Here is an 18,383-nt window from a genome sequence, read left to right as displayed (position 1 = left end):
GTGTGATGTCGGCGAGGGTGACGGTAGTGGGCGGCGGTGTGATCGCCCTGCTCACGGCAGTCGAATGCGTGCTCGACGGACACAAGGTCACGGTCGTGGACCAAGGCCCCATCCCGCACAGCAGAGCCACCTCTTTCGACCAGCACCGGATCCTGCGGGCCCTGCACCCTGCGGATCCGCAGGCCACGGCGGCCGCGCTGCGCGCGCACCGCCGCTGGGTCGAATTGGAAGAGCTCTTCCTGACCCGCTTCTACGAGCAGGTCGGCGCCCTGACCGTGCTGCCGCCCGCGGCGGCGGCGGAAGCGGCGGCGATGCTCGGCAACGCCGGAGGCAGCGTCAGGGAACTGACCGCGGCCGGCCTGTCCGACCGCTATCCGCACCTGCGCGTGGACGGCGGTCTCGGCGCGGTACTCGAGGACGAGGCCGGGGTCCTGCTCGCCGAACGGGTCCTCGCCGCGTGCGTGGGCTGGCTGAAGTGGCAGTCCGGCATCGAGCTCATCGAGCACCGGGCCGTGACCGCCGTCGACGGCGAGAGCGGAAACGTACGGCTGGTGGACGGGCAGGTGCTGCACGGCGACGCGGTCCTGGTCGCGGTGGGCCCCTGGTCCCGGGGGCTGATGCCGGAGGGCATCGCCGAACGGCTGACGCTGTTCCGCCAGTCCCTCCTCTACTGCCGGGTGCCCCGGCACCAGGCGCAGGCCTGGGCGTCCACCCCGGCCATCCCCGCGCTCGGCACCACCGGGGGAGCCTGGCTGATCCCGCCGGTGGCGGGCACGGCCCTCAAGCTGACCTCGGCCACCGCCTGCCGGGTGGTGGACGAACTCACCGACCACGCCACCGATCCGTACTGGCAGCGCCGGCTGGAGAAGGAGTTCGGGGACCTGCTGCCCGGCTTCGGCCCGGCCTGGGTCACCGCCGCCAAGGACGCCTACTACTCCTCCTTCTCCGAGACCGGCGGACCGCTGGTGGTCGGCCTCGGCGGTGACGCGTACGCGTACGCGGCCTGCGGTGGCACATCCTTCAAGTTCGCGCCGCTCATCGCACGGTCGCTGGCGGACCGGCTGACCGGCCGGATGCCGTCGCCGATCGGGCTCGGCGCACTCGACGGGCCGCCGCTCGACGCGCTCGCCCCGCAGCTCGCGGGCCGGTGAGCGGGCGGCCGAGGGTGAGACAGAAGGAGGAAACGGTGGTCACGACGGACGACGTGCGCGGGCTCGCGCTCAGCCTGCCGAGGACCGAGGAGCACCTGGTCCGGGACCGCGTGAAGTTCCGGATCGGGCAGATCGTCTACCTGGCGCTCTCCCGGGACGAGACGGAGCTGGGCTTCGCCTTCCCCAAGGAGGAGCGGGCGGCGCTCGTCGCGGCCGAACCGGCGAAGTTCCTCATGCCCCGTGAGTCCGACCTGCGCTTCAACTGGGTCGAGGCCAGGATGGCGGCCCTGGACCTGGAGGAGCTGACGGAACTGGTCACCGAGGCCTGGCGGATGGTGGTGCCGGCCAAGGTGGCGCGCGCACACCTGGCCCCGGCCGCGCCGCCGCCCCCGCCCGCCCCCACCCTGGCCGAACTGCGGGCCTCGGCCGCGGTGTTCAACGGCTTCGCGGGGGTGGACCGGAGCTGGCTGGCGCTGCGCGAGGAGACCGCGCCCGGTCTCGACCTCTCCGTCGCCGCCCACCGCACCGCCCTGCACCGCTGGCTGAACTCCTGGGGCTGCCGGATCCGCTACCCGCGGGAGGGGGAACCCGACCTGTTCGGCGCGGGGCTCGCCGCCTGGTGGGAGCGCCACCCCCTGCCGGACGCGCCGCTGTCCCGGCTCACCCCCCGCGACATCTCCCGCTTCGCGCGGGCCTACGAGGAACTGGCCGCGCTGCCGATCGGCCGCCGCAGCCTCGGCCCGACCGCCGCGTCCAAGGCGCTGTACGCCCTGCGTCCCGATGCGGTCATGCCGTGGGACGCGGCCATCGCCGACCGGCTCTACGGCGTACGGGACGGGGCCGCCTTCGCCCGCCACCTGGAGACCGGCCGGGCCTGGGCGCGGGCGGCGCTCGCGGAAGGCGGCGGCGCGGACGAGCGGACCCTGTGCGCCGACATCGGCCGGGCCGGGATCTCCCTCGCCAAGGTCCTCGACGAACACCTCTACCTCACCATCACCCACGCGGCGGGCCGGCCGGACCCGGGGCGCTCCGAGGCCTGAGGGACGACACGCCGACGCGCCCCGCGGCGGGAGCCGCGGGGCGCGTCGGCGGCGGGCGGCCGCGGACTAGCGGGAGACCCGCGCGAGCACCTCGGAGCGCGCCACGGGCACCTGCTCCTCCTCCGTCGGGTCGGGCTGGGCCAGTGCGAACGCCCTGGCCATCGGCGTCAGCCCGTACTGCCCCGGCAGATCGGAGTGTTCGACCAGGCCCGCGTCGAGGAGGCGTTCGAGGAGGTCCTCCACCGGTTGGGCGGAGCGCTCGACCAGGACGGCGAGCGCGTCCGTGGACTCGTACACCACGTTGTCGACGGAGGGCGGGTTCTCGGAGACGGCGAACTGGCGCAGCATCAGGCGGGCCCACGGGGTCAGCAGCCGGTAGGCGCTGTCCAGCCGGCTGCCCAGGCTGTCGTCGCCGACCTGCAGCCGGCCCGGGAAACGGCCGGATTCCGGCCGTCCGTCGCCGAGCAGCTCGGCCACGGAGTCCTGAAGCATCCACTCGGGCCGGGCCGCGATGCGCCGGCCGGCCAGGTTCAGCGCGAGCGGCAGGTCCCCGCACGCGTCGGCCAGGCGCAGGCAGGCGCGCGGCTCGGTGCCGACCCGGTCCGCGCCGATGAGCCCGGCGAGCAGCTCCATGGACTCGTCACGGTCCAGGGCGGGCAGCCGGATTCGGCCAATTCCGTCGAGTCCCAGCAGCCTTGAGCGGCTGGTGATGACGATGCGGCTCTCGGGGGCCGCGGTGAGCAGTTCGCGTACCTGCCGCTCGTGCTGCACACCGTCCAGCACCACGAGCAGGCGGCGCCGGTGGAGCAGCGAGCGGTACAGGCCGATGCGCTGCCCCGGATCGTTCGGGATGCGGTCGGCGGGGATGCCGAGCGCTTCCAGGAAGCCGCCCGCGATTCCCGCCGCGTCCTTGCGTCCGTCGGCGGCCGGGTCCAGGTTCGCGTAGAGCTGTCCGTCCGGCAGGCCGGGCGCCAGTTCGTGGGCGAGCCGAAGGGCGAAGGCCGACTTGCCCACCCCGACCTGACCGCTGATCAGCAGCGGTCCCGCCGGACGCTGCTCGCCGTAGGTGGGGGCCGTCAGCGCGCGGGCCCGCTGCAGCAGTTCGAACCGTCCCACCAGGGGACGAGCCTCCATCGGCAGTTGGGCGGGCGGCGGCAGGACGGCGCGCACGTCGGCGGCCCGCAGCTCGTTCTCCTGGTGCTGTTGCACGGCCTTGGCCGCCGGGCGGGCCGCGCCCTCGTCGCCGTCGGCGCGCGCCGCCTCGTGCCAGCGGCGCTCCCAGGTGGCGCGGTCCCCGCCGCAGGCCTCCGCGAAGGCGAGGGCCACCTGAAGGGTCGGGAGGCGGTATCCGGCGGCCGCGTCGGAGAGCACCGAGGCGGAGAACATGGCCCGGGTGGCCATGTCGCGGTAACCGGGACTGCCGGCCGCGGTCCGCAGCCTGCGCAACTCCCGGGCGAACGCGGTGACTGGTCCGGCATCGGGGGCCAGTGGTCGCTCCAGTCTTCCCACACCTTGCTCCTTTGGCACTCGTTCTGTGTGCTGCCAGCTCCTCCGGCCTGCCCATGAACTGTCTGTGTCGCCCTTCCTGATCTGCTACCGGATGCTTACCGGGTGCTAGGGGGAACCCCTATGATCCCGGTGACATGACCTGGCCAGGGGTCGTGTTCTTGGGGGGTGGATAGCAGATGCCGGGGGCGGATGCGGAGTCCGGGGAGAGACGGAGCGCGGATCCCGTGGGGGGAAGACCGCGGTTTCACGTGCTCGGATCGCTTGAGGGGTGGGACGGAGAAGTACGGCTGAGGCTGGGGGGAGCGATTCAGGAACGGGTCCTGTGCATGCTCCTTCTCGAGGCCGGCCGGGTGGTGCCCGTCGCCCGACTGGTCGAGGCGACCTGGGAGAAGGACCCGCCGGTGACCGCGGCGCACCAGGTCCGCAAGGCCGTCGCCGATCTGCGGCGGCGCATACCGGCCGGCAACGCGGTGATCGCGACCGACGGGCCCGGATACCGCGTGGTGGTGGCGGACGACCAGCTCGACCTCCTGGAGTTCGACGCACTGACCAGGGTGGCGGGCCAGGCCGTGCGGGAGGGCCGGCAGTCCGAGGCAGCCGAGTACCTGCGGGCCGCTCTCGCGCTGTGGCGGGGATCGGTGCTGTCCGGCGCGGGCGGGCCGGTGATCGAGGCCGCGGCGACGGCACTGGAGGAGCGCCGGCTGGCCGCTGCCGAGCAGCGCTTCGAGCTGTGCCTGGCGCTGGGCGAGAGCGGCGAGCTCATCTCAGGGCTACGCGCGCTGATCACCCAGCATCCGCTGCGGGAGACGCTGCGCGGCCAGTTGATGCTCGCCCTGTACCGCTCGGGCCGGCAGGCCGAGGCGCTCAAGGAGTTCGGGGAGGTCCGCGAGCTCCTCGTCGACGAGCTCGGGATCGATCCGGGACCGAGGCTTTCCCGGCTGTACGAGGCGATCCTGCGGGACAGCCCCGAACTGGCCGCGCCCGAGCGCCCGCAGCCCGTACCGGTGACGCCCGTACCGGCCCCGACCGTACGTCCGGAACCGGCCGAGCGGGCGGCTCCCGTAGCGCAGGCGCCCGAGCCGGCCGTTCCCGTACGACCGGCCGCCGAACCCGCGGCGGCCGGGTCACCGGAGCCGGTTCCCGCGGAGCCGGGGGCGCCGGCGGGGACGGCCGGGCCGGCCGACGCCCCGTGCACCCTGCCGTACGACCTGCCGGACTTCACCGGCCGCGCCAAGGAACTGGCCGAGCTCTTCGACTACGTACAGGACGAGGGCCGGGGCGCCGAGCGGTACTCCCGGATCGTGGCCATCGACGGCATGGGCGGCATGGGCAAGACCACCCTGGCCGTCCGCGCCGCGCACCGGCTGGCCGGGGGGTACCCCGACGGGCAGCTCCACATCGACCTGCACGGATTCACCCCGGGCGGCCAGCCCGTGTCACCGGCCAGCGCGCTCGACAGCCTGCTGCGGACCGTCGGCACCCCGGGCGACCGGATCCCCGAGGACCTGGAGGGCCGCACGGCCCTGTGGCGCTCGAAGCTGGACGGCCGGCGGATGCTGCTGCTGTTCGACAACGCGGTCGACGCCGCGCAGATCCGGCCACTGCTGCCGGCCTCGCCCGGCTGTCTGGTCCTGATCACCAGCCGGGGGCGGCTGCTGGACCTCGACGGCGTCGAGTGGGTGTCGATCGGGATGATGGAGCCCGAGGACAGCACCAGCCTGATGACCGAGACGCTCGGCACGACCCGCGTGGCCGCCGAGCCGGAGGCCTCCGCCGAACTGGCCGAGCTGTGCGGACACCTGCCGCTGGCCCTGCGGATCGCGACCGCGCGGCTGCGCAACAGGCCGCGCTGGACGGTGCGTTATCTGGTCGAGCGGCTGCGCGACGAGAAACGCCGGATGGACGAGCTGAGTTCGGGCGAGCGCAGCGTCGCGGCGACCCTGCGCCTGTCGTACCTGGCGATGGACGAGGAGTACCGCACGGCGTTCCGCATCCTGAGCCTGTACCCGTGTGCGGGAACCGACGTGTACTCGGCGGCGGCCCTGCTCGGCACGGCCGTCCGGGACGCCGAGGACGCCCTGGAGTTCCTGCTCGACGTCCATCTGGTGCAGCAGCCCGACATCGGTCTCTACACCTTTCACGACCTGGTGCGCAGCTTCGCGCAGAGCCTGCGGGGACCGGCGACGGCGCAGGACGACGCGGCGGCCGTCGAGCGGCTGCTCGGCTACTACCTGACGACCTCCAACGCGGCCTGCGAGGTGCTGTTCCCCGGCCGCGAGCGCCGGCCCACTGGCATCCCGCCCTACCAGGGCGAACGGCCGGCCTTCACGCTGGCCGAGCAGGCTGTGAGCTGGTTCGACCGGGAACAGGCCGGGCTGCTGGCGGCCGTGTCCCTCGCCGAGCGGACCGGCCACGACCGGTACGCGGCCTGCCTGAGCCGCAACGTGGGCTTCCACCTGCACGCGCGCGGACAGCTCGACGAGTTCTGGAGCGTCGGCCACCTCGCGGTCGCCGCCGCGCGCCGGCTCGACGATCCGGCGCTCCTCGGCATCAGCCTCGCCAATCTGGGCGCGGCCTGCTGGAAGCTCGGCCGCTTCGAGGAAGGGCTGGAGGTGGCCAGGGAGGCGCGCGACACCGCGGTGCGCGCCGGGGACCGGCACACCGAGGCGCACAGCGAATCGACCATCGGGCTGCTGCTGTCGATGCTCGGCAGGTACGGGGAGGCGCTGCCCCTCCTCGAGCGCTCCCTCGCCATGTCCAGGGAGCTGGGCAACCCGCGCGCGGAGGCCGAGAACCTCACCACCCTCAGCACGCTGTACGAGCGGTGGGGCCGCTACCCGGAGGCGGCCCAGGCCGCCCGCCGGGCGATCGGGATCGGCCGCGACCTCGGCTACCGCAGCAACGAGATCGTGGCCCTGGCCGATCTGGCCTTCGCCCAGGTGGGCATCGGCGACTACACGGACGCGCACGAGACCCTCAAGCGTGCCCGAGACCTGTGCGACGAGACCAGGTCGCCGGGTGACGTCGCCCTGGTGCTCGCCGTGTCCGCCCAGGTGGCGCAGGAGCGGGGGGACGGCACGCAGGCCCGCTCCTTCGCCGAGCGGGCCCTGTTCCTCGGCCGTGCGAGCGGCGCCCCGATCCGGCTCGCCAAGGTCGAGAACGTCCTCGGACGGCTCCACATGACGTGGGGGGAGTACGAGGAGGCGCTGGACCTGCACGCCCACGCCCACAAGATCGCGGCCCCGATGAACTTCCGGGCCGAGGAGGCGTCCGCCCTGGTCGGCCTCGCCCGTGCGGCGGAGGCGCTCGGCCGCTCACCGGAGGCGGCCGGACACCGTGCGGCCGCCGAGGAGTTATTCGAGTTCATGGGTCTGCCGGAGCACCGCCGGACGTACTGACCCGGCACACGGATGTGCCCCGCACCGGAATCCGGTGCGGGGCACATCCGCGTGGTGCGCGGGAAGCGGCTGTTCAGCGGGTGGTGGGGCCCGGGGAGGGGGCGCCGGGGCCCTTGTCGTCCGCGAGGACCTCGTACCCGGAGGGCTGACCGGCGTCCGCGGACTGGACCGTCACACCGACGCCGATCACGAGGGTCGCCGCGAAGATCCCGATCAGTCCGGCCAGCTTGCTGCGCATGTGTTGAACCCCCAGGTTGTGTACCGGTGCGGCTCCCGTGTGGTGCGGTGGCCGCTCTCGACAAGACACAGACTGGCCGAGGCCCTTACCGGTCCGTTCCCCTCTCGATACCGTTCCCGGCCGCGGCCCGGGAACGGCCGTTACCGGCCTGTTCCCGGTCCGGTTCGGTGGCCGCCGCGATCCTCGATCCCCGCGCGCTGACCAGCACGTCCGTCCGCGTGGTGCCCGATTCGTAACCGGCGAGATCCAGCAGGGCCCGTACCGTCGCGCGGATCCCGGCCTGCTCCGTCTCGTGCAGCGGTACGGCGTTCCCCTCGGGGGCGATGTCGGCGACGAGGTGCATTCCGTCGACCGTCAGGGTCTCCACACGGAACTTGGCTCCCGTCAAGAGCTCTTCGACGAGATAGGGGGCCGAATGCCGCGCGGTGACGGCCTGTTCGGCCCACCGGTCCAGGGCGGGCCGGTCGTGCACCGGGACCGTCCACCAACAGCCGGCCTTGTCGGCCGACTTGATGACCACCGGCAGCGGGAAGTCCTCCGCCAGCGAGCGCGCCTCGGCGACGGACCCCGCCTCCTCGGCGCGTACGGCCGAGGTCCGGCTCTCGTTGAGGATGCGCCGGATCGTCACCACGTCCGGCAGCCGCCCCGACGGGGTCTGCCGGCACGCGGAGAGGTCCCGCAGCACTTCCTCGGCGGCGGCCGCCGTCCCGCGGCCGAGACCCTTCTCGAGATCGCTCGCGAGGTACAGGACGTGCCCGATGCCGTGTTCGACGACCGTGTCCGCCACCAGGGCGCGCAGCGCGGCCGTGTCGTCGAAGTCCACCCGGAGGAGTCGCTGCGGGGGCAGCCCGGCGGGAGGCCCTGTCTGGACCGGACACGGCCCGGTGTCCGACACCACCCAGACGTCCAGGCCCGCCACGACCGCGGCGCTTACGAGCCCTGGTCCGGGCCTGACCAGCACGACCCGTTCCGCGGACTGGTTGATGATCACAGAATTCTCCTCCATCGTGTCCCACGATGCTGGCGCCGCGCGTTCCCGGTCCCTTCCCGCCCCGTTCCCGGTGCGCGGGCCCCCGTCGGCGCACCGCCGGAGGTCCCCCGGATGGCCCCGTCGCAGGGCCGCCCGACGCCCCGTGTCCGACAGTGGGGGAAGGCACGAGCCCAGGGGGGCACCATCACGCCGGAGGCGTACGCACATGGGACTCTTCGACTTCCTGAAGTCCGACAAGAAGAAGGAACACGAGGCCGCCGAGAAGGCGAAGGGGCAGGTGGAGCAGCAGTCGGCCGCGCGGGCGACACCTCCCGCGAGCTCGGCCGCCGACGCCGCCGCGGCCACCAGGGCCGCCGCCGAGCGGATGGCGGCCGCCGCACCGCCCAAGCGCAAGCCCACGCCCGCCCCCGCGACCCCGAGCCCCACGTCCGCCGCGCACAAGGCCGTGCCGGCCCCTCCCAAGCCCGCCGCGATGCCGAAGCCCGGTCCGGCGCCCGCCGCGCCGGCGGGCGCCGCGCACACCCCCTCCCCCGCTTCGGCCGCGCACAAGGCCGTGCCCGCGGCACCCATGCCCAAGCCGGGGGCCACCGCGAAGAAGCGCACGTACACCGTCAAGCCCGGCGACTCGCTCCCCGCCATCGCCCGCCGCGAGCTGGGCAACGAGGCCCGCTGGCGGGAGCTCTACGCGATGAACAAGGGTGTCGTCGGCTCGAATCCCGACCTGATCCGCCCGGGCACGGTCCTCACCCTCCCCGGCTGAGCCCCCACGCGGACACGCGGAAGGGGCCCGGATCCGACTGGATCCGGGCCCCTTCCGCGTGGGCGCGCGCTCAGCGCTGCGTGTCATCCGCAGCCGAACCGGACTCGCTTTCCTTGGCCGCGAGTTCGTCGTCGAAGCTCGCCGGTGCGGCGTCCTGCGTCGACAGCTCGGTGGCGGCCGGCGGCTCGACGAGCCAGTCCGGGTTCGACTGCTGGTCCCACCACCTCCACGCGGCGTAGGCGGCGCCGGCCAGCACGCCGACCACGACGGCACCCTTGAGCAGGCCCTTGCAGCGCTCCCGCCGCTCGTGGCGCCGCACCAGCTTCTGCACTTCCTTGGCCGAGATCTGGCCGCGCAGCGCCGCGAAGGCCGCCACCGACCGCGAGGCGGCCTCCTCGGCCACCGGCGTGGCGGCGGCGACCGCGCTCTCCCACCGCGGCTGGGTGTAGTCGGCGGCCTGCCGCGCGGCGACGCGGGTCTGGTGCACCGCCTTGGTCGCAACCCGGTCCACGTTCGGCGGCACGTGTGCGCGCGCCGCCTTGAGCCGGGGATGCAGATGGCTGTCGTAGGTCGTACGCGCCTGCCGGGCGGCCGCGTCGGCCGCGTACGACACCTTGGGCGCGAGCAGTTCGTTGGCCTCTTGGGCGTAGTGCACCGCGGCGTCCCTGGCGGATTCCGCGTACGGTGCCACCACTTCCGCCGCGTGCAGGAAACTCTCCCTGGCGCTCTCGGCTGCCAGGCGCACGCTGTCCTTGCGGGTCACGGGGATCCTCCTCCTCGGTGGCGGACACAGTTCACCTTTCCACCCTTTGTCGGATCATGCCTCTCCTGTCGCCGATAGGCATGCGTGACAGGGCATACGGGTGGAGGATTTCAGTGCTGCGGAGCGCTCCGTGCGACCATCTGGACCGACAGTGATGACTATGGAAGGCAGATCCGTGGCCGAGAAGCTCTACGCCACCCTGAAGACGACCCACGGCGACATCGAGATCGAGCTGCTGGAGAACTTCGCTCCGAAGACCGTCCGGAACTTCGTGGAGCTCGCCACCGGCGCCCGGGAGTGGACCCGTCCCACCGACGGCCAGAAGACCACCGACCCGCTGTACGACGGCACCGTCTTCCACCGTGTCATCAGCGGCTTCATGATCCAGGGCGGCGACCCGCTCGGCAACGGCACCGGCGGCCCCGGCTACCAGTTCGCCGACGAGTTCCACCCCGACCTGGCCTTCACCAAGCCCTACCTGCTCGCCATGGCCAACGCGGGCCCGGGCACCAACGGCTCGCAGTTCTTCATCACCGTGGCGCCCACCGCCTGGCTGACGCGCAAGCACACCATCTTCGGCGAGGTCACCGACCCGGCCAGCCGGAAGGTCGTGGACGCCATCGCCGGCAGCGCCACCAACCCGCGCACCGAGCGCCCCCTGGACGATGTGATCATCAAGTCCGTGGCCGTCGAGAAGCGCTGACGGCCCCCGGGAACCTTTCCGCCCCGCCCGTCCGTCCTGCATGCGTATGAAGTGATGGGGCACACCGGACCGGCGGGGCGCACCCTGCCTCGCCGCTGATCGAGGGAAGCGATGGACACCGACCGTCTGCCGGGCTGCTACCGGCACCCGGACCGCGACACGGGGATCAGCTGCACCCGGTGCGAGCGCCCCATCTGCCCCGAGTGCATGATCAGCGCCTCGGTCGGCTTCCAGTGCCCCGAGTGCGTCCGCGAGGGTTCGGGTACCGGGCACCGGCCGACCGCCAACGCGCCGCGGACCGTCGCGGGCGGGGTGGTCGCCTCCGACCCCCACCTCGTCACCAGGATCCTCATCGGGATCAACGTACTGCTGTTCCTCGTGGTGCTCTTCGACCCGTCGCTCGCCGTCCGGCTGGAGCTGATCGGCGGCCGGTACCGGGAGTATCCCGGCGGCCCGGTCCACGGGGTCGCCACGGGCGAGTACTACCGACTGCTGACCTCGGCGTTCCTGCACGTCCAGTGGTGGCACATCATCGGCAACATGATCGCCTTGTGGGTGATCGGCGGCCCGCTGGAGGCGGCGCTGGGCCGGGTCCGCTATCTCGCGGTGTACCTGCTCTCGGGTCTGGGCGGCAGCGCGCTCGTCTATCTCCTGAGCGAGCCGTACGTCCCGACCCTCGGCGCCTCGGGCGCCGTCTTCGGCCTGCTCGGCGCCACCGTCGTGCTGGCGAAGCGGCTGCGGTACGAGATGCGGCCGGTGATCGTCATGGTCGTGCTGATGCTGGTGCTGACCTTCGTGCCGCTCGGCGGTGCGCTCAGCGTGTCCTGGCAGGCCCATGTGGGCGGCCTCGTCACCGGTGCGCTGGCGGGCGTGGGCATGCTCATGCCCACCGCGGGCAGGACCCGCGCACTCGTCCAGTGGGGCACCTGTGCGGTGGTGTTCCTGCTGGTCGCGGCGGTGATCCTGGCCCGCACGGCGGAACTCACCTGATCACACCGGCGTCAACTCTCCACAGAGTTATCCACAGATCTTCTGTCTTTTCCTCAGGTGTGGATGACGCTGTGGATAACTCATGGGGAGAGCTTCCGTCAGAGGTCGAGAGGTGCTACTTCCACTGCGTGGAGACACCGAAGCCCGCGGCGATGAAGCCGAACCCGACCACGATGTTCCAATTGCCCAGCGCCTCGATCGGCAGCTGGGTCTCGGTCACGTAGAAGACGACGATCCACGCGAGTCCGATCAGGAAGAACGCCAGCATGACCGGGGCGACCCAGCTGCGGTTCGTCAGCCGGATGCTCTGCGGCTGCCGCGTGGGCGGCGGCGTGTAGTCGTCCTTCTTGCGGATACGTGACTTCGGCACGAGGGGCTCTCCTGTCGATGCGCTGGGGACCTTGCCTGCCCCGGGCGTCCGTTAGCGTAGTGGACCTGTGGCGTTGAAGGAGAAGGGTACGTTGAGCAATTCAGACGACTCCTCCGCGGGTCCCCGTCGCCGGGCCAGGCCGGTCCGGCTGCTGACGGCCGCCGTCTTCGCCCTCGCCGGGCTGCTCTTCGTCACCAGTTTCAACACCTCCAAGGGTACGAACATCCGGACGGACGCATCGCTCCTGAAGCTGTCGGACCTCATCAAGGAGCGCAGCCAGGACAACGCGGAGCTGGAGCAGAGCACCGGCGTGGCCCGCCGCCGGGTGGACGCCCTCGCCGACCGCGACGACGGCAGCACCAAGGCCGAGGACGCGAAGCTGGCCGCCCTGCGCGCGGCCTCGGGCACCGAGGAGCTGTCCGGCAAGGGCCTGACGGTCACCCTCAACGACGCCCCGCCGAACGCCACCGCCCGCATCCCCAACGTGCCCGAGCCCCAGCCCAACGACCTGGTGATCCACCAGCAGGACCTGCAGGCCGTGGTGAACGCCCTCTGGCAGGGCGGCGCCCAGGGCATCCAGGTCATGGACCAGCGGCTCATCTCGACCAGCGCGGTGCGCTGCGTGGGCAACACCCTGATCCTCCAGGGCCGCGTCTACTCGCCCCCGTACAAGATCTCGGCGGTCGGCGACCCGAACGCGCTGAAGAAGGCCCTGGCCGCCTCGCCGGCGCTGCAGAACTACCAGCTGTACGTGAACGCGTACGGGCTCGGCTGGAAAGTGGACGAGCACAAGGCGCTGACACTTCCGGGCTACTCCGGCACAGTGGACCTCCACTATGCGAAGCCGGTGGCTCCCACCCCGTGAGCGGGCCCGTCGCGACGTCGTACTGCGCCTGGTGGTACGTACGTTCAGCGAGGTGTGCCTGACGGCGGGCACGCTGATCGTGCTCTTCGTCGCCTACGTCCTGCTGTGGACCGGCGTCAAGGCCGACCGGGCCATGGACGGGGAGCGGGCCGGGCTGCGCGACCGCTGGGCGGCGGCGGAACCGGCGGCCGCGCCGCAGTCCGCGCCGCCGTCCTCGCCGTCCGCGGCGCCGGCGGCCCCCGCCGAGCCGGCCGGACCCGCCGAACCGCCCCCCTACGCCGCCGGCCGGGCCTTCGCCGAGATGTACGTCCCGCGCTTCGGCCCGGACTGGGTCAAGCCCGTCCTGGAGGGCACGGACGCGGAGCTGCTCAAGAAGGGCCTCGGCCACTACGCCGGCACCGCCCGCCTCGGCGCCACCGGGAACTTCTCCGTGGCCGGCCACCGCCGCACCTACGGGGATCCCTTCAAGGACTTCCCGGAACTGCGCGCGGGGGACGAGGTGATCCTCAAGGACGAGAGCACCTGGTACACGTACACCGTGCGGGGCGGGCCCCTGCGCACGCTGCCGACCCAGGTCGGGGTGGTCGCCCCCGTCCCGGAGAGGTCGCCCTTCACCACGCCCGGCCGGTACCTGACCCTGACGACCTGCGATCCGGAGTGGGGCCACAGCCACCGGCTGGTCGTCTGGGCGGAACTGACCGGGACCCGCGCCGTGCGGCAGGGCCGGCCGGAGGGTTTGTCCGGGTGACCCACCCCGTGGGGCCGCTGCCTTTAGTCTGTTCGCGTACCGCCCCCGCGGTGCGTTGAACGAATGTGGACGAAAAGGAAACAGGCGGCATGTACGGCTGGATCTGGCGGCACCTGCCGGGCAACGCGTGGGTCCGCGCGCTGATCTCACTCGTACTGGTCCTCGCGGTCGTCTTCGTGCTGTTCCAGTACGTCTTCCCGTGGGCCGAGCCGCTCCTGCCGTTCAACGATGTGACGGTGGACGAGGGATCGGGAGCCACTCCGTGAGCGCGCGCATTCTGGTTGTCGACAACTACGACAGCTTTGTCTTCAACCTGGTCCAGTACCTCTACCAGCTCGGCGCCGAATGCGAGGTGCTGCGCAACGACGAGGTCGAGCTCGCGCACGCGCAGGACGGTTTCGACGGGGTCCTGCTGTCCCCCGGGCCGGGCACCCCCGAGGAAGCGGGCGTCTGCATCGACATGGTCCGGCACTGCGCGCGGACGGCCGTTCCCGTTTTCGGCGTGTGCCTGGGCATGCAGTCGATGGCCGTCGCCTACGGCGGCGTCGTCGGCCGGGCGCCCGAGCTGCTGCACGGCAAGACCTCGCCCGTGATCCACGAGGGGCTGGGCGTCTTCGAGGGACTGCCCTCGCCGTTCACCGCGACCCGCTACCACTCCCTCGCCGCCGAGCCCGGCACCCTGCCCGACGCGCTGGAGGTCACGGCGCGCACCGAGGACGGGATCATCATGGGCCTGCGCCACCGGGAGCACGACGTCGAGGGCGTGCAGTTCCACCCCGAGTCCGTACTGACCGAGTGGGGCCACCGGATGCTCGCGAACTGGCTGGTGCGGTGCGGTGACGCGGGTGCCGTGGAGCGGTCGGTGGGGCTGGCCCCGGTGGTGGGCAAGGCCGTCGCGTGACGACGGTCGCGCCGTCCGCGCCCACGGAGGGCCGGGCCGCGCGACGCAGGGCAGCTCAGGAGGCCGCGAAACGGGCCGCCAGACACACCCGGAGACGGGGCGGACGGCGGCGCAGGCGGCCGGCGTCGGGCGGCCCGGTGGTCATCGCGAGCCGGCTGGGCGGAGAGCTGTTCATCACGGTGGGGCTGGTGATGCTGCTGTTCGTCGCCTACCAGCTCTGGTACACGAACGTCGTGGCGGAGCGGGCGGCGAACGGCGCCGCCGGCTCGCTGCGCCAGACCTGGGAGCACCCGCCGGGCGACGGCGCCGCCGCGCCGCCGGTGACGGCCTTCGAGCCCGGCCAGGGCTTCGCGATCCTCCACATCCCGAAGCTCGACGTGAAGGTCCCGGTGGCGGAGGGCATCAGCAAGCCCAAGGTGCTGGACCGGGGCATGGTCGGGCACTACGGCGAGGGCGCGCTGAAGACGGCGATGCCCTCGGACGAGCAGGGCAACTTCGCGGTGGCCGGCCACCGCAACACCCACGGCGAGCCCTTCCGCTACATCAACCGGCTGGTGCCCGGGGATCCCGTCGTCGTCGAGACCCGGGACGCGTACTACACGTACGAGATGACCTCGTCGCTCGCGCAGACCCCGCCCACGAACGTGGCGGTGATCAAGCCGGTGCCGGAGGGATCGGGATTCACCTCCCCGGGCCGGTACATCACGCTGACCACGTGCACCCCGGAGTTCACCAGCACCTACCGGATGATCGTATGGGGCAGGATGACCGAGGAACGGCCCCGCAGCCAGGGTCCGCCGCCCGCGCTGACCAGTTAAGGACGAACAAGCAGTGTCTCGAGCCCGCCGCCGCGCCGCGGCCCCGCCCGCCGGCAACCGCAGTGTGCTCGCCGGTTTCCTGAGCCTGCTGGGCGAGGTCCTGATCACGGTGGGCCTGGTGCTGGGCCTGTTCGTGGCCTACTCCCTGTGGTGGACGAACGTTCTCGCGGACCGGCAGGCCTCCGCGAGGGGCGACGAGGTCCGCCAGCAGTGGCAGACACCCGCCGGGCCCGCGGAGCCGGGGGCGCTGGACACCCGGGACGGCGTCGGCTTCCTGCACGTGCCGGCCATGAAGAACGGCGAGGTGCTCGTCAAGGCGGGCACGGCGCCGGACGTCCTTGACGACGGCGTGGCCGGGTACTACACGGAGCCGGTGAAGTCGGCGCTGCCGTGGGACGAGAAGGGGAACTTCTCGCTCGCCGCGCACCGCGACGGACACGGGGCGAAGTTCCACAACATCGACAAGGTGCGCAGCGGCGACGCGATCGTCTTCGAGACCCGGGACACCTGGTACGTCTACAAGGTCTTCGCGGAGCTGCGCCAGACGTCGAAGTACCACACCGACGTGATCAACCCGGTCCCCAAGGACTCGGGCAGGACGGCTCCGGGCCGGTACATCACGCTCACCACCTGCACGCCGGTCTACACCTCGAAGTACCGGTACGTCGTGTGGGGCGAGCTGGTCCGCACGGAGAAGGTGGACGCGAAGCGGACGCTGCCGGCGGAGCTGCGCTGAGGAAGGCCCCCACGGGCCCCCACGGGCCTCCCACGGGCTCCTGTGGCGCCCCCTGAGCCCCCACGGCCCCCCGGGGCCACCCGAGCCCCGGGCGGTCCCGGGCGGGGCGCAGACGGCCGCGCAGCGGAAGTGCCGAAGACGGGTACGGAAAAGGCCCGGCCCTCCTCCCGTCGACAGGGAGGAGGGCCGGGCCCTTCGTGCCGGGCTTGCGGGCTACCTGCGGCCGCCACCGCCGGTCAGCCCGGAGATGATGCCGCCGCCGTCCTGCTGGCCCTGGGCGGTGGCCACGTTGACGGGCTGGCCCGAGGTGAGCGGGGTGCCGGGCGGCGGGCTGGTGTTCACCACGATCGCGTTGTCGTCCGTCGGGCCGGCGACGATGCCGATCCGCAGGTTCGCGCGCTGCAGATCGTCCTTGTACTGGCCCAGCGTCCGGCCGGCGAAGTTCGGCACCACGGTCGCCGTCGAGGCCTTGACGATGGTGATGTTCACCGTCTTGCCCACCTCGAGCTGCTGCCCCGCCGCGAACTGCTGGAAGACCACCGTCCCCGGCGCGGCTCCGGGCTGCTCGCTCTCCGTCACGCTGCCGAGCTTCAGCTTGACGTCCTTGAGCGCCTTCTCCGCGTCGTCCTTGGTCTTGCCCTTGAGCTCGGGCACCACGGCCTTGGCGGGCTCCTTGGCGACCGTCAGCTTGATGACGGAGTTCTTCTCCGCCTCGCCGCCCTTCGGGTCCTGGTCGATCACGAGGCCGGGGGTCTGGTCGGACTCCTCGTTCTTGCGCTCGACCTGGAAGCCCCTGTCCTTCAGGGTCTTCTCGGCCTCCTCGAAGGTGATCCTCGTGACGATGGGGACCTGCACCTTGGGCGCGCCCGAGGAGACCGTCACCGTGACCGTGGAACCGTCCTTGACCTTGGTGTCGGCCGCCGGGTCCTGCGTGCAGACGTTGCCCTTGGGCTGGTTCTCGCAGGGCGCGTCGCCGCCCTTGACGACGGTGAGGCCGACGTTGGTGCCGCTGCGCTGCGCCTGTTCGAAGGTCTGGCCGATGAGCTTGGGCACGGCGGGCCGGTTGTCGGCCGTGTCGCTGAAGAGGGAGCGGCCGATGAGGATCGCGCCGACGAGGACGAGGACGCCGGCCAGCACGAGCAGGACCGTGGAGGCCTTGCTCTTCTTCTGCTGGCGGCGGTTCGGGCCCTGGTCGTAGCCGCCGTGGCCCTGGTCGCCGTATCCGTAGCCGCCGTCGCCCGGGGGCATCGGCGCCATCATCGCGGTCTGGCCGCCTTCGGTGGCGCGCAGGGCGGTGGTGGGCTGGTCGTAGCCGGGCTGCCCGTATCCGTGGCCCTGGTCGGGGTAGCCGTAGCCGGCCGCGCCCATGGAGGCGGTGGCGGCGACGGGCTGGCCGTCGAGGCAGGCCTCGATGTCGGCGCGCATCTCGTCGGCCGACTGGTAGCGGTAATCGGGGTCCTTGACCAGGGCCTTGAGGACGATGGCGTCCATCTCGGGCGTGATCTCGGGGTCGAAGTTCGACGGGGGCTGCGGCTCTTCCCGTACGTGCTGGTAGGCGACGGCCACGGGGGAGTCACCGACGAACGGGGGCCGCACGCACAGGAGTTCGTAGAGCAGGCAGCCGGCGGAGTAGAGGTCGGAGCGCGCGTCGACCTGCTCGCCCTTGGCCTGCTCCGGGGAGAGGTACTGGGCGGTGCCGATGACGGCGGCCGTCTGCGTCATGGTCATGCCGGAGTCGCCCATGGCGCGGGCGATGCCGAAGTCCATGACCTTGACCTGGCCCGTGCGCGTCAGCATCACGTTGGCGGGCTTGATGTCGCGGTGCACGATGCCGGCCCGGTGCGAGTACTCCAGGGCCTGGAGGATGCCGATGCACATCTCCAGGGTGCGTTCGGGCAGCAGTTTGCGGCCCGAGTGCAGCAGCTCGCGCAGGGTGGAGCCGTCGACGTACTCCATCACGATGTACGGGATGGAGATGTTGTCGACGTAGTCCTCGCCGGTGTCGTAGACGGCGACGATCGCGGGGTGGTTCAGCGACGCGGCCGACTGGGCCTCGCGCCGGAACCGGGCCTGGAAGGACGGGTCGCGGGCGAGGTCGGCGCGCAGGGTCTTGACGGCGACGGTACGGCCGAGCCGGGTGTCGTGGGCGAGGTAGACCTCGGCCATGCCACCACGGCCGAGCACGTGGCTCAGCTCGTACCGGCCGCCGAGGCGACGCGGCTCTTCCATAACGTTGCAGCCCTCTCCGTCAGTCCCGACCGCACCTGTGTGTGGTCCGGCGGTGTGCTGTTCGCGCAAAGGCTACCGGCCGATCGTCCGTGATCGGTTCGTGGCCACAGGCTGATACTGGACCGGTACCGTACGCTCGGATCCGGGCGGAATTCAGTGAGGTGCGTCACTCC

At 72.1% G+C, this 18,383-nt stretch carries 17 protein-coding genes and 1 pseudogene; 12 read left to right on the top strand and 6 right to left on the bottom strand.

The features are described 5' to 3' along the window. Window positions 1-5: 5 nt before the first annotated feature. Together ACZ6JT_RS19335 and ACZ6JT_RS19330 are read left to right on the top strand one after the other, a co-directional pair. Window positions 6-1,151: an NAD(P)/FAD-dependent oxidoreductase gene (locus tag ACZ6JT_RS19335; protein WP_469211239.1), complete on the top strand. Its 1,146-nt coding sequence runs from the start codon at window positions 6-8 to the stop codon at window positions 1,149-1,151. A 35-nt stretch (window positions 1,152-1,186) separates the two neighbouring features. After that, on the top strand, window positions 1,187-2,191 hold the full coding sequence (locus ACZ6JT_RS19330; protein ID WP_469211238.1) for an MmcQ/YjbR family DNA-binding protein: 1,005 nt from the start codon (window positions 1,187-1,189) through the stop codon (window positions 2,189-2,191). Between the two features lie 66 nt (window positions 2,192-2,257). Here the strand turns inward: ACZ6JT_RS19330 and ACZ6JT_RS19325 are convergent, their stop codons facing one another. After that, the gene (locus ACZ6JT_RS19325; RefSeq protein WP_469211236.1) at window positions 2,258-3,700 is read right to left on the bottom strand and encodes an NB-ARC domain-containing protein; all 1,443 of its coding nucleotides are present in this window, start codon (window positions 3,698-3,700) and stop codon (window positions 2,258-2,260) included. A 176-nt stretch (window positions 3,701-3,876) separates the two neighbouring features. Here ACZ6JT_RS19325 and ACZ6JT_RS19320 point away from each other — a divergent pair, with 176 nt between their 5' ends. Further along, the gene (locus tag ACZ6JT_RS19320) at window positions 3,877-7,098 is read left to right on the top strand and encodes an AfsR/SARP family transcriptional regulator (protein ID WP_469211233.1); all 3,222 of its coding nucleotides are present in this window, start codon (window positions 3,877-3,879) and stop codon (window positions 7,096-7,098) included. A 73-nt stretch (window positions 7,099-7,171) separates the two neighbouring features. Here the strand turns inward: ACZ6JT_RS19320 and ACZ6JT_RS19315 are convergent, their stop codons facing one another. Together ACZ6JT_RS19315 and ACZ6JT_RS19310 are read right to left on the bottom strand one after the other, a co-directional pair. Beyond that, the gene (locus ACZ6JT_RS19315) at window positions 7,172-7,336 is read right to left on the bottom strand and encodes a hypothetical protein (RefSeq protein ID WP_158754291.1); all 165 of its coding nucleotides are present in this window, start codon (window positions 7,334-7,336) and stop codon (window positions 7,172-7,174) included. A gap of 85 nt (window positions 7,337-7,421) precedes the next feature. Continuing rightward, complete coding sequence (locus tag ACZ6JT_RS19310; protein WP_469211232.1) at window positions 7,422-8,342, bottom strand: ATP-grasp domain-containing protein; 921 nt, start codon at window positions 8,340-8,342, stop codon at window positions 7,422-7,424. A 190-nt stretch (window positions 8,343-8,532) separates the two neighbouring features. On the opposite strand from ACZ6JT_RS19310, the gene ACZ6JT_RS19305 reads away from it, so the two are divergent. Next, complete coding sequence (locus ACZ6JT_RS19305) at window positions 8,533-9,087, top strand: LysM peptidoglycan-binding domain-containing protein (protein ID WP_469211230.1); 555 nt, start codon at window positions 8,533-8,535, stop codon at window positions 9,085-9,087. A 70-nt stretch (window positions 9,088-9,157) separates the two neighbouring features. Here ACZ6JT_RS19305 and ACZ6JT_RS19300 read toward each other — a convergent pair whose 3' ends face one another. After that, the gene (locus ACZ6JT_RS19300) at window positions 9,158-9,850 is read right to left on the bottom strand and encodes a DUF5324 family protein (protein ID WP_469211228.1); all 693 of its coding nucleotides are present in this window, start codon (window positions 9,848-9,850) and stop codon (window positions 9,158-9,160) included. A 175-nt stretch (window positions 9,851-10,025) separates the two neighbouring features. Between ACZ6JT_RS19300 and ACZ6JT_RS19295 the strand changes: the two genes are divergently transcribed. Next, entirely contained in the window at window positions 10,026-10,553 is a 528-nt protein-coding gene (locus tag ACZ6JT_RS19295) for a peptidylprolyl isomerase (RefSeq protein ID WP_469211576.1), read from the top strand. Window positions 10,554-10,664: 111 nt separating this feature from the next. Continuing rightward, window positions 10,665-11,543: a rhomboid family intramembrane serine protease gene (locus ACZ6JT_RS19290; protein ID WP_469211227.1), complete on the top strand. Its 879-nt coding sequence runs from the start codon at window positions 10,665-10,667 to the stop codon at window positions 11,541-11,543. A gap of 115 nt (window positions 11,544-11,658) precedes the next feature. On the opposite strand, the gene crgA is transcribed toward ACZ6JT_RS19290, so the two are convergent. After that, the gene (crgA, locus tag ACZ6JT_RS19285; RefSeq protein WP_030383881.1) at window positions 11,659-11,913 is read right to left on the bottom strand and encodes a cell division protein CrgA; all 255 of its coding nucleotides are present in this window, start codon (window positions 11,911-11,913) and stop codon (window positions 11,659-11,661) included. A 91-nt stretch (window positions 11,914-12,004) separates the two neighbouring features. Here crgA and ACZ6JT_RS19280 point away from each other — a divergent pair, with 91 nt between their 5' ends. From ACZ6JT_RS19280 to ACZ6JT_RS19255, 6 genes and pseudogenes are all read left to right on the top strand, one after another. After that, window positions 12,005-12,778 (top strand): DUF881 domain-containing protein, encoded by a 774-nt coding sequence (locus tag ACZ6JT_RS19280; protein ID WP_365467895.1) that lies wholly within the window; start codon window positions 12,005-12,007, stop codon window positions 12,776-12,778. Further along, window positions 12,750-13,526: a class E sortase gene (locus ACZ6JT_RS19275; protein WP_469211226.1), complete on the top strand. Its 777-nt coding sequence runs from the start codon at window positions 12,750-12,752 to the stop codon at window positions 13,524-13,526. The genes ACZ6JT_RS19280 and ACZ6JT_RS19275 overlap by 29 nt, the downstream gene beginning before the upstream one ends. A gap of 89 nt (window positions 13,527-13,615) precedes the next feature. After that, window positions 13,616-13,792: a hypothetical protein gene (locus ACZ6JT_RS19270; RefSeq protein ID WP_030011120.1), complete on the top strand. Its 177-nt coding sequence runs from the start codon at window positions 13,616-13,618 to the stop codon at window positions 13,790-13,792. Further along, window positions 13,789-14,427 carry an aminodeoxychorismate/anthranilate synthase component II gene (locus ACZ6JT_RS19265; protein WP_030707619.1) on the top strand — a complete coding sequence of 213 codons (639 nt, stop codon included), beginning with the start codon at window positions 13,789-13,791 and terminating at the stop codon, window positions 14,425-14,427. Before ACZ6JT_RS19270 ends, ACZ6JT_RS19265 begins: the two co-directional genes overlap by 4 nt. Next, window positions 14,409-15,245, top strand: a pseudogene (locus ACZ6JT_RS19260) (class E sortase); the annotation flags it as partial. The gene ACZ6JT_RS19265 and the pseudogene ACZ6JT_RS19260, both read left to right, overlap by 19 nt. Before the next feature lie 13 nt (window positions 15,246-15,258). Continuing rightward, window positions 15,259-15,981, top strand: a complete 723-nt coding sequence (locus ACZ6JT_RS19255; protein WP_469211223.1) for a class E sortase — start codon at window positions 15,259-15,261, stop codon at window positions 15,979-15,981. Between the two features lie 213 nt (window positions 15,982-16,194). Here the strand turns inward: ACZ6JT_RS19255 and pknB are convergent, their stop codons facing one another. Continuing rightward, entirely contained in the window at window positions 16,195-18,210 is a 2,016-nt protein-coding gene (pknB, locus tag ACZ6JT_RS19250; RefSeq protein WP_469211221.1) for a Stk1 family PASTA domain-containing Ser/Thr kinase, read from the bottom strand. Window positions 18,211-18,383: the final 173 nt, after the last annotated feature.

The sequence above is a fragment of the Streptomyces sp. NPDC046308 genome, assembly GCF_055588065.1.
This window is presented reverse-complemented; position numbering and strand designations above follow the sequence as displayed.

Coding starts and splice junctions, on each gene's coding strand:
- ACZ6JT_RS19275 (WP_469211226.1), top strand. CDS start 12,750: ATGCGAAGCCGGTGGCTCCCACCCCGTGAGCGGGCCCGTCGCGACGTC.
- ACZ6JT_RS19290 (WP_469211227.1), top strand. CDS start 10,665: ATGGACACCGACCGTCTGCCGGGCTGCTACCGGCACCCGGACCGCGAC.
- pknB (WP_469211221.1), bottom strand. CDS start 18,210: ATGGAAGAGCCGCGTCGCCTCGGCGGCCGGTACGAGCTGAGCCACGTG.
- ACZ6JT_RS19270 (WP_030011120.1), top strand. CDS start 13,616: ATGTACGGCTGGATCTGGCGGCACCTGCCGGGCAACGCGTGGGTCCGC.
- ACZ6JT_RS19315 (WP_158754291.1), bottom strand. CDS start 7,336: ATGCGCAGCAAGCTGGCCGGACTGATCGGGATCTTCGCGGCGACCCTC.
- ACZ6JT_RS19310 (WP_469211232.1), bottom strand. CDS start 8,342: ATGGAGGAGAATTCTGTGATCATCAACCAGTCCGCGGAACGGGTCGTG.
- ACZ6JT_RS19335 (WP_469211239.1), top strand. CDS start 6: ATGTCGGCGAGGGTGACGGTAGTGGGCGGCGGTGTGATCGCCCTGCTC.
- ACZ6JT_RS19305 (WP_469211230.1), top strand. CDS start 8,533: ATGGGACTCTTCGACTTCCTGAAGTCCGACAAGAAGAAGGAACACGAG.
- ACZ6JT_RS19320 (WP_469211233.1), top strand. CDS start 3,877: ATGCCGGGGGCGGATGCGGAGTCCGGGGAGAGACGGAGCGCGGATCCC.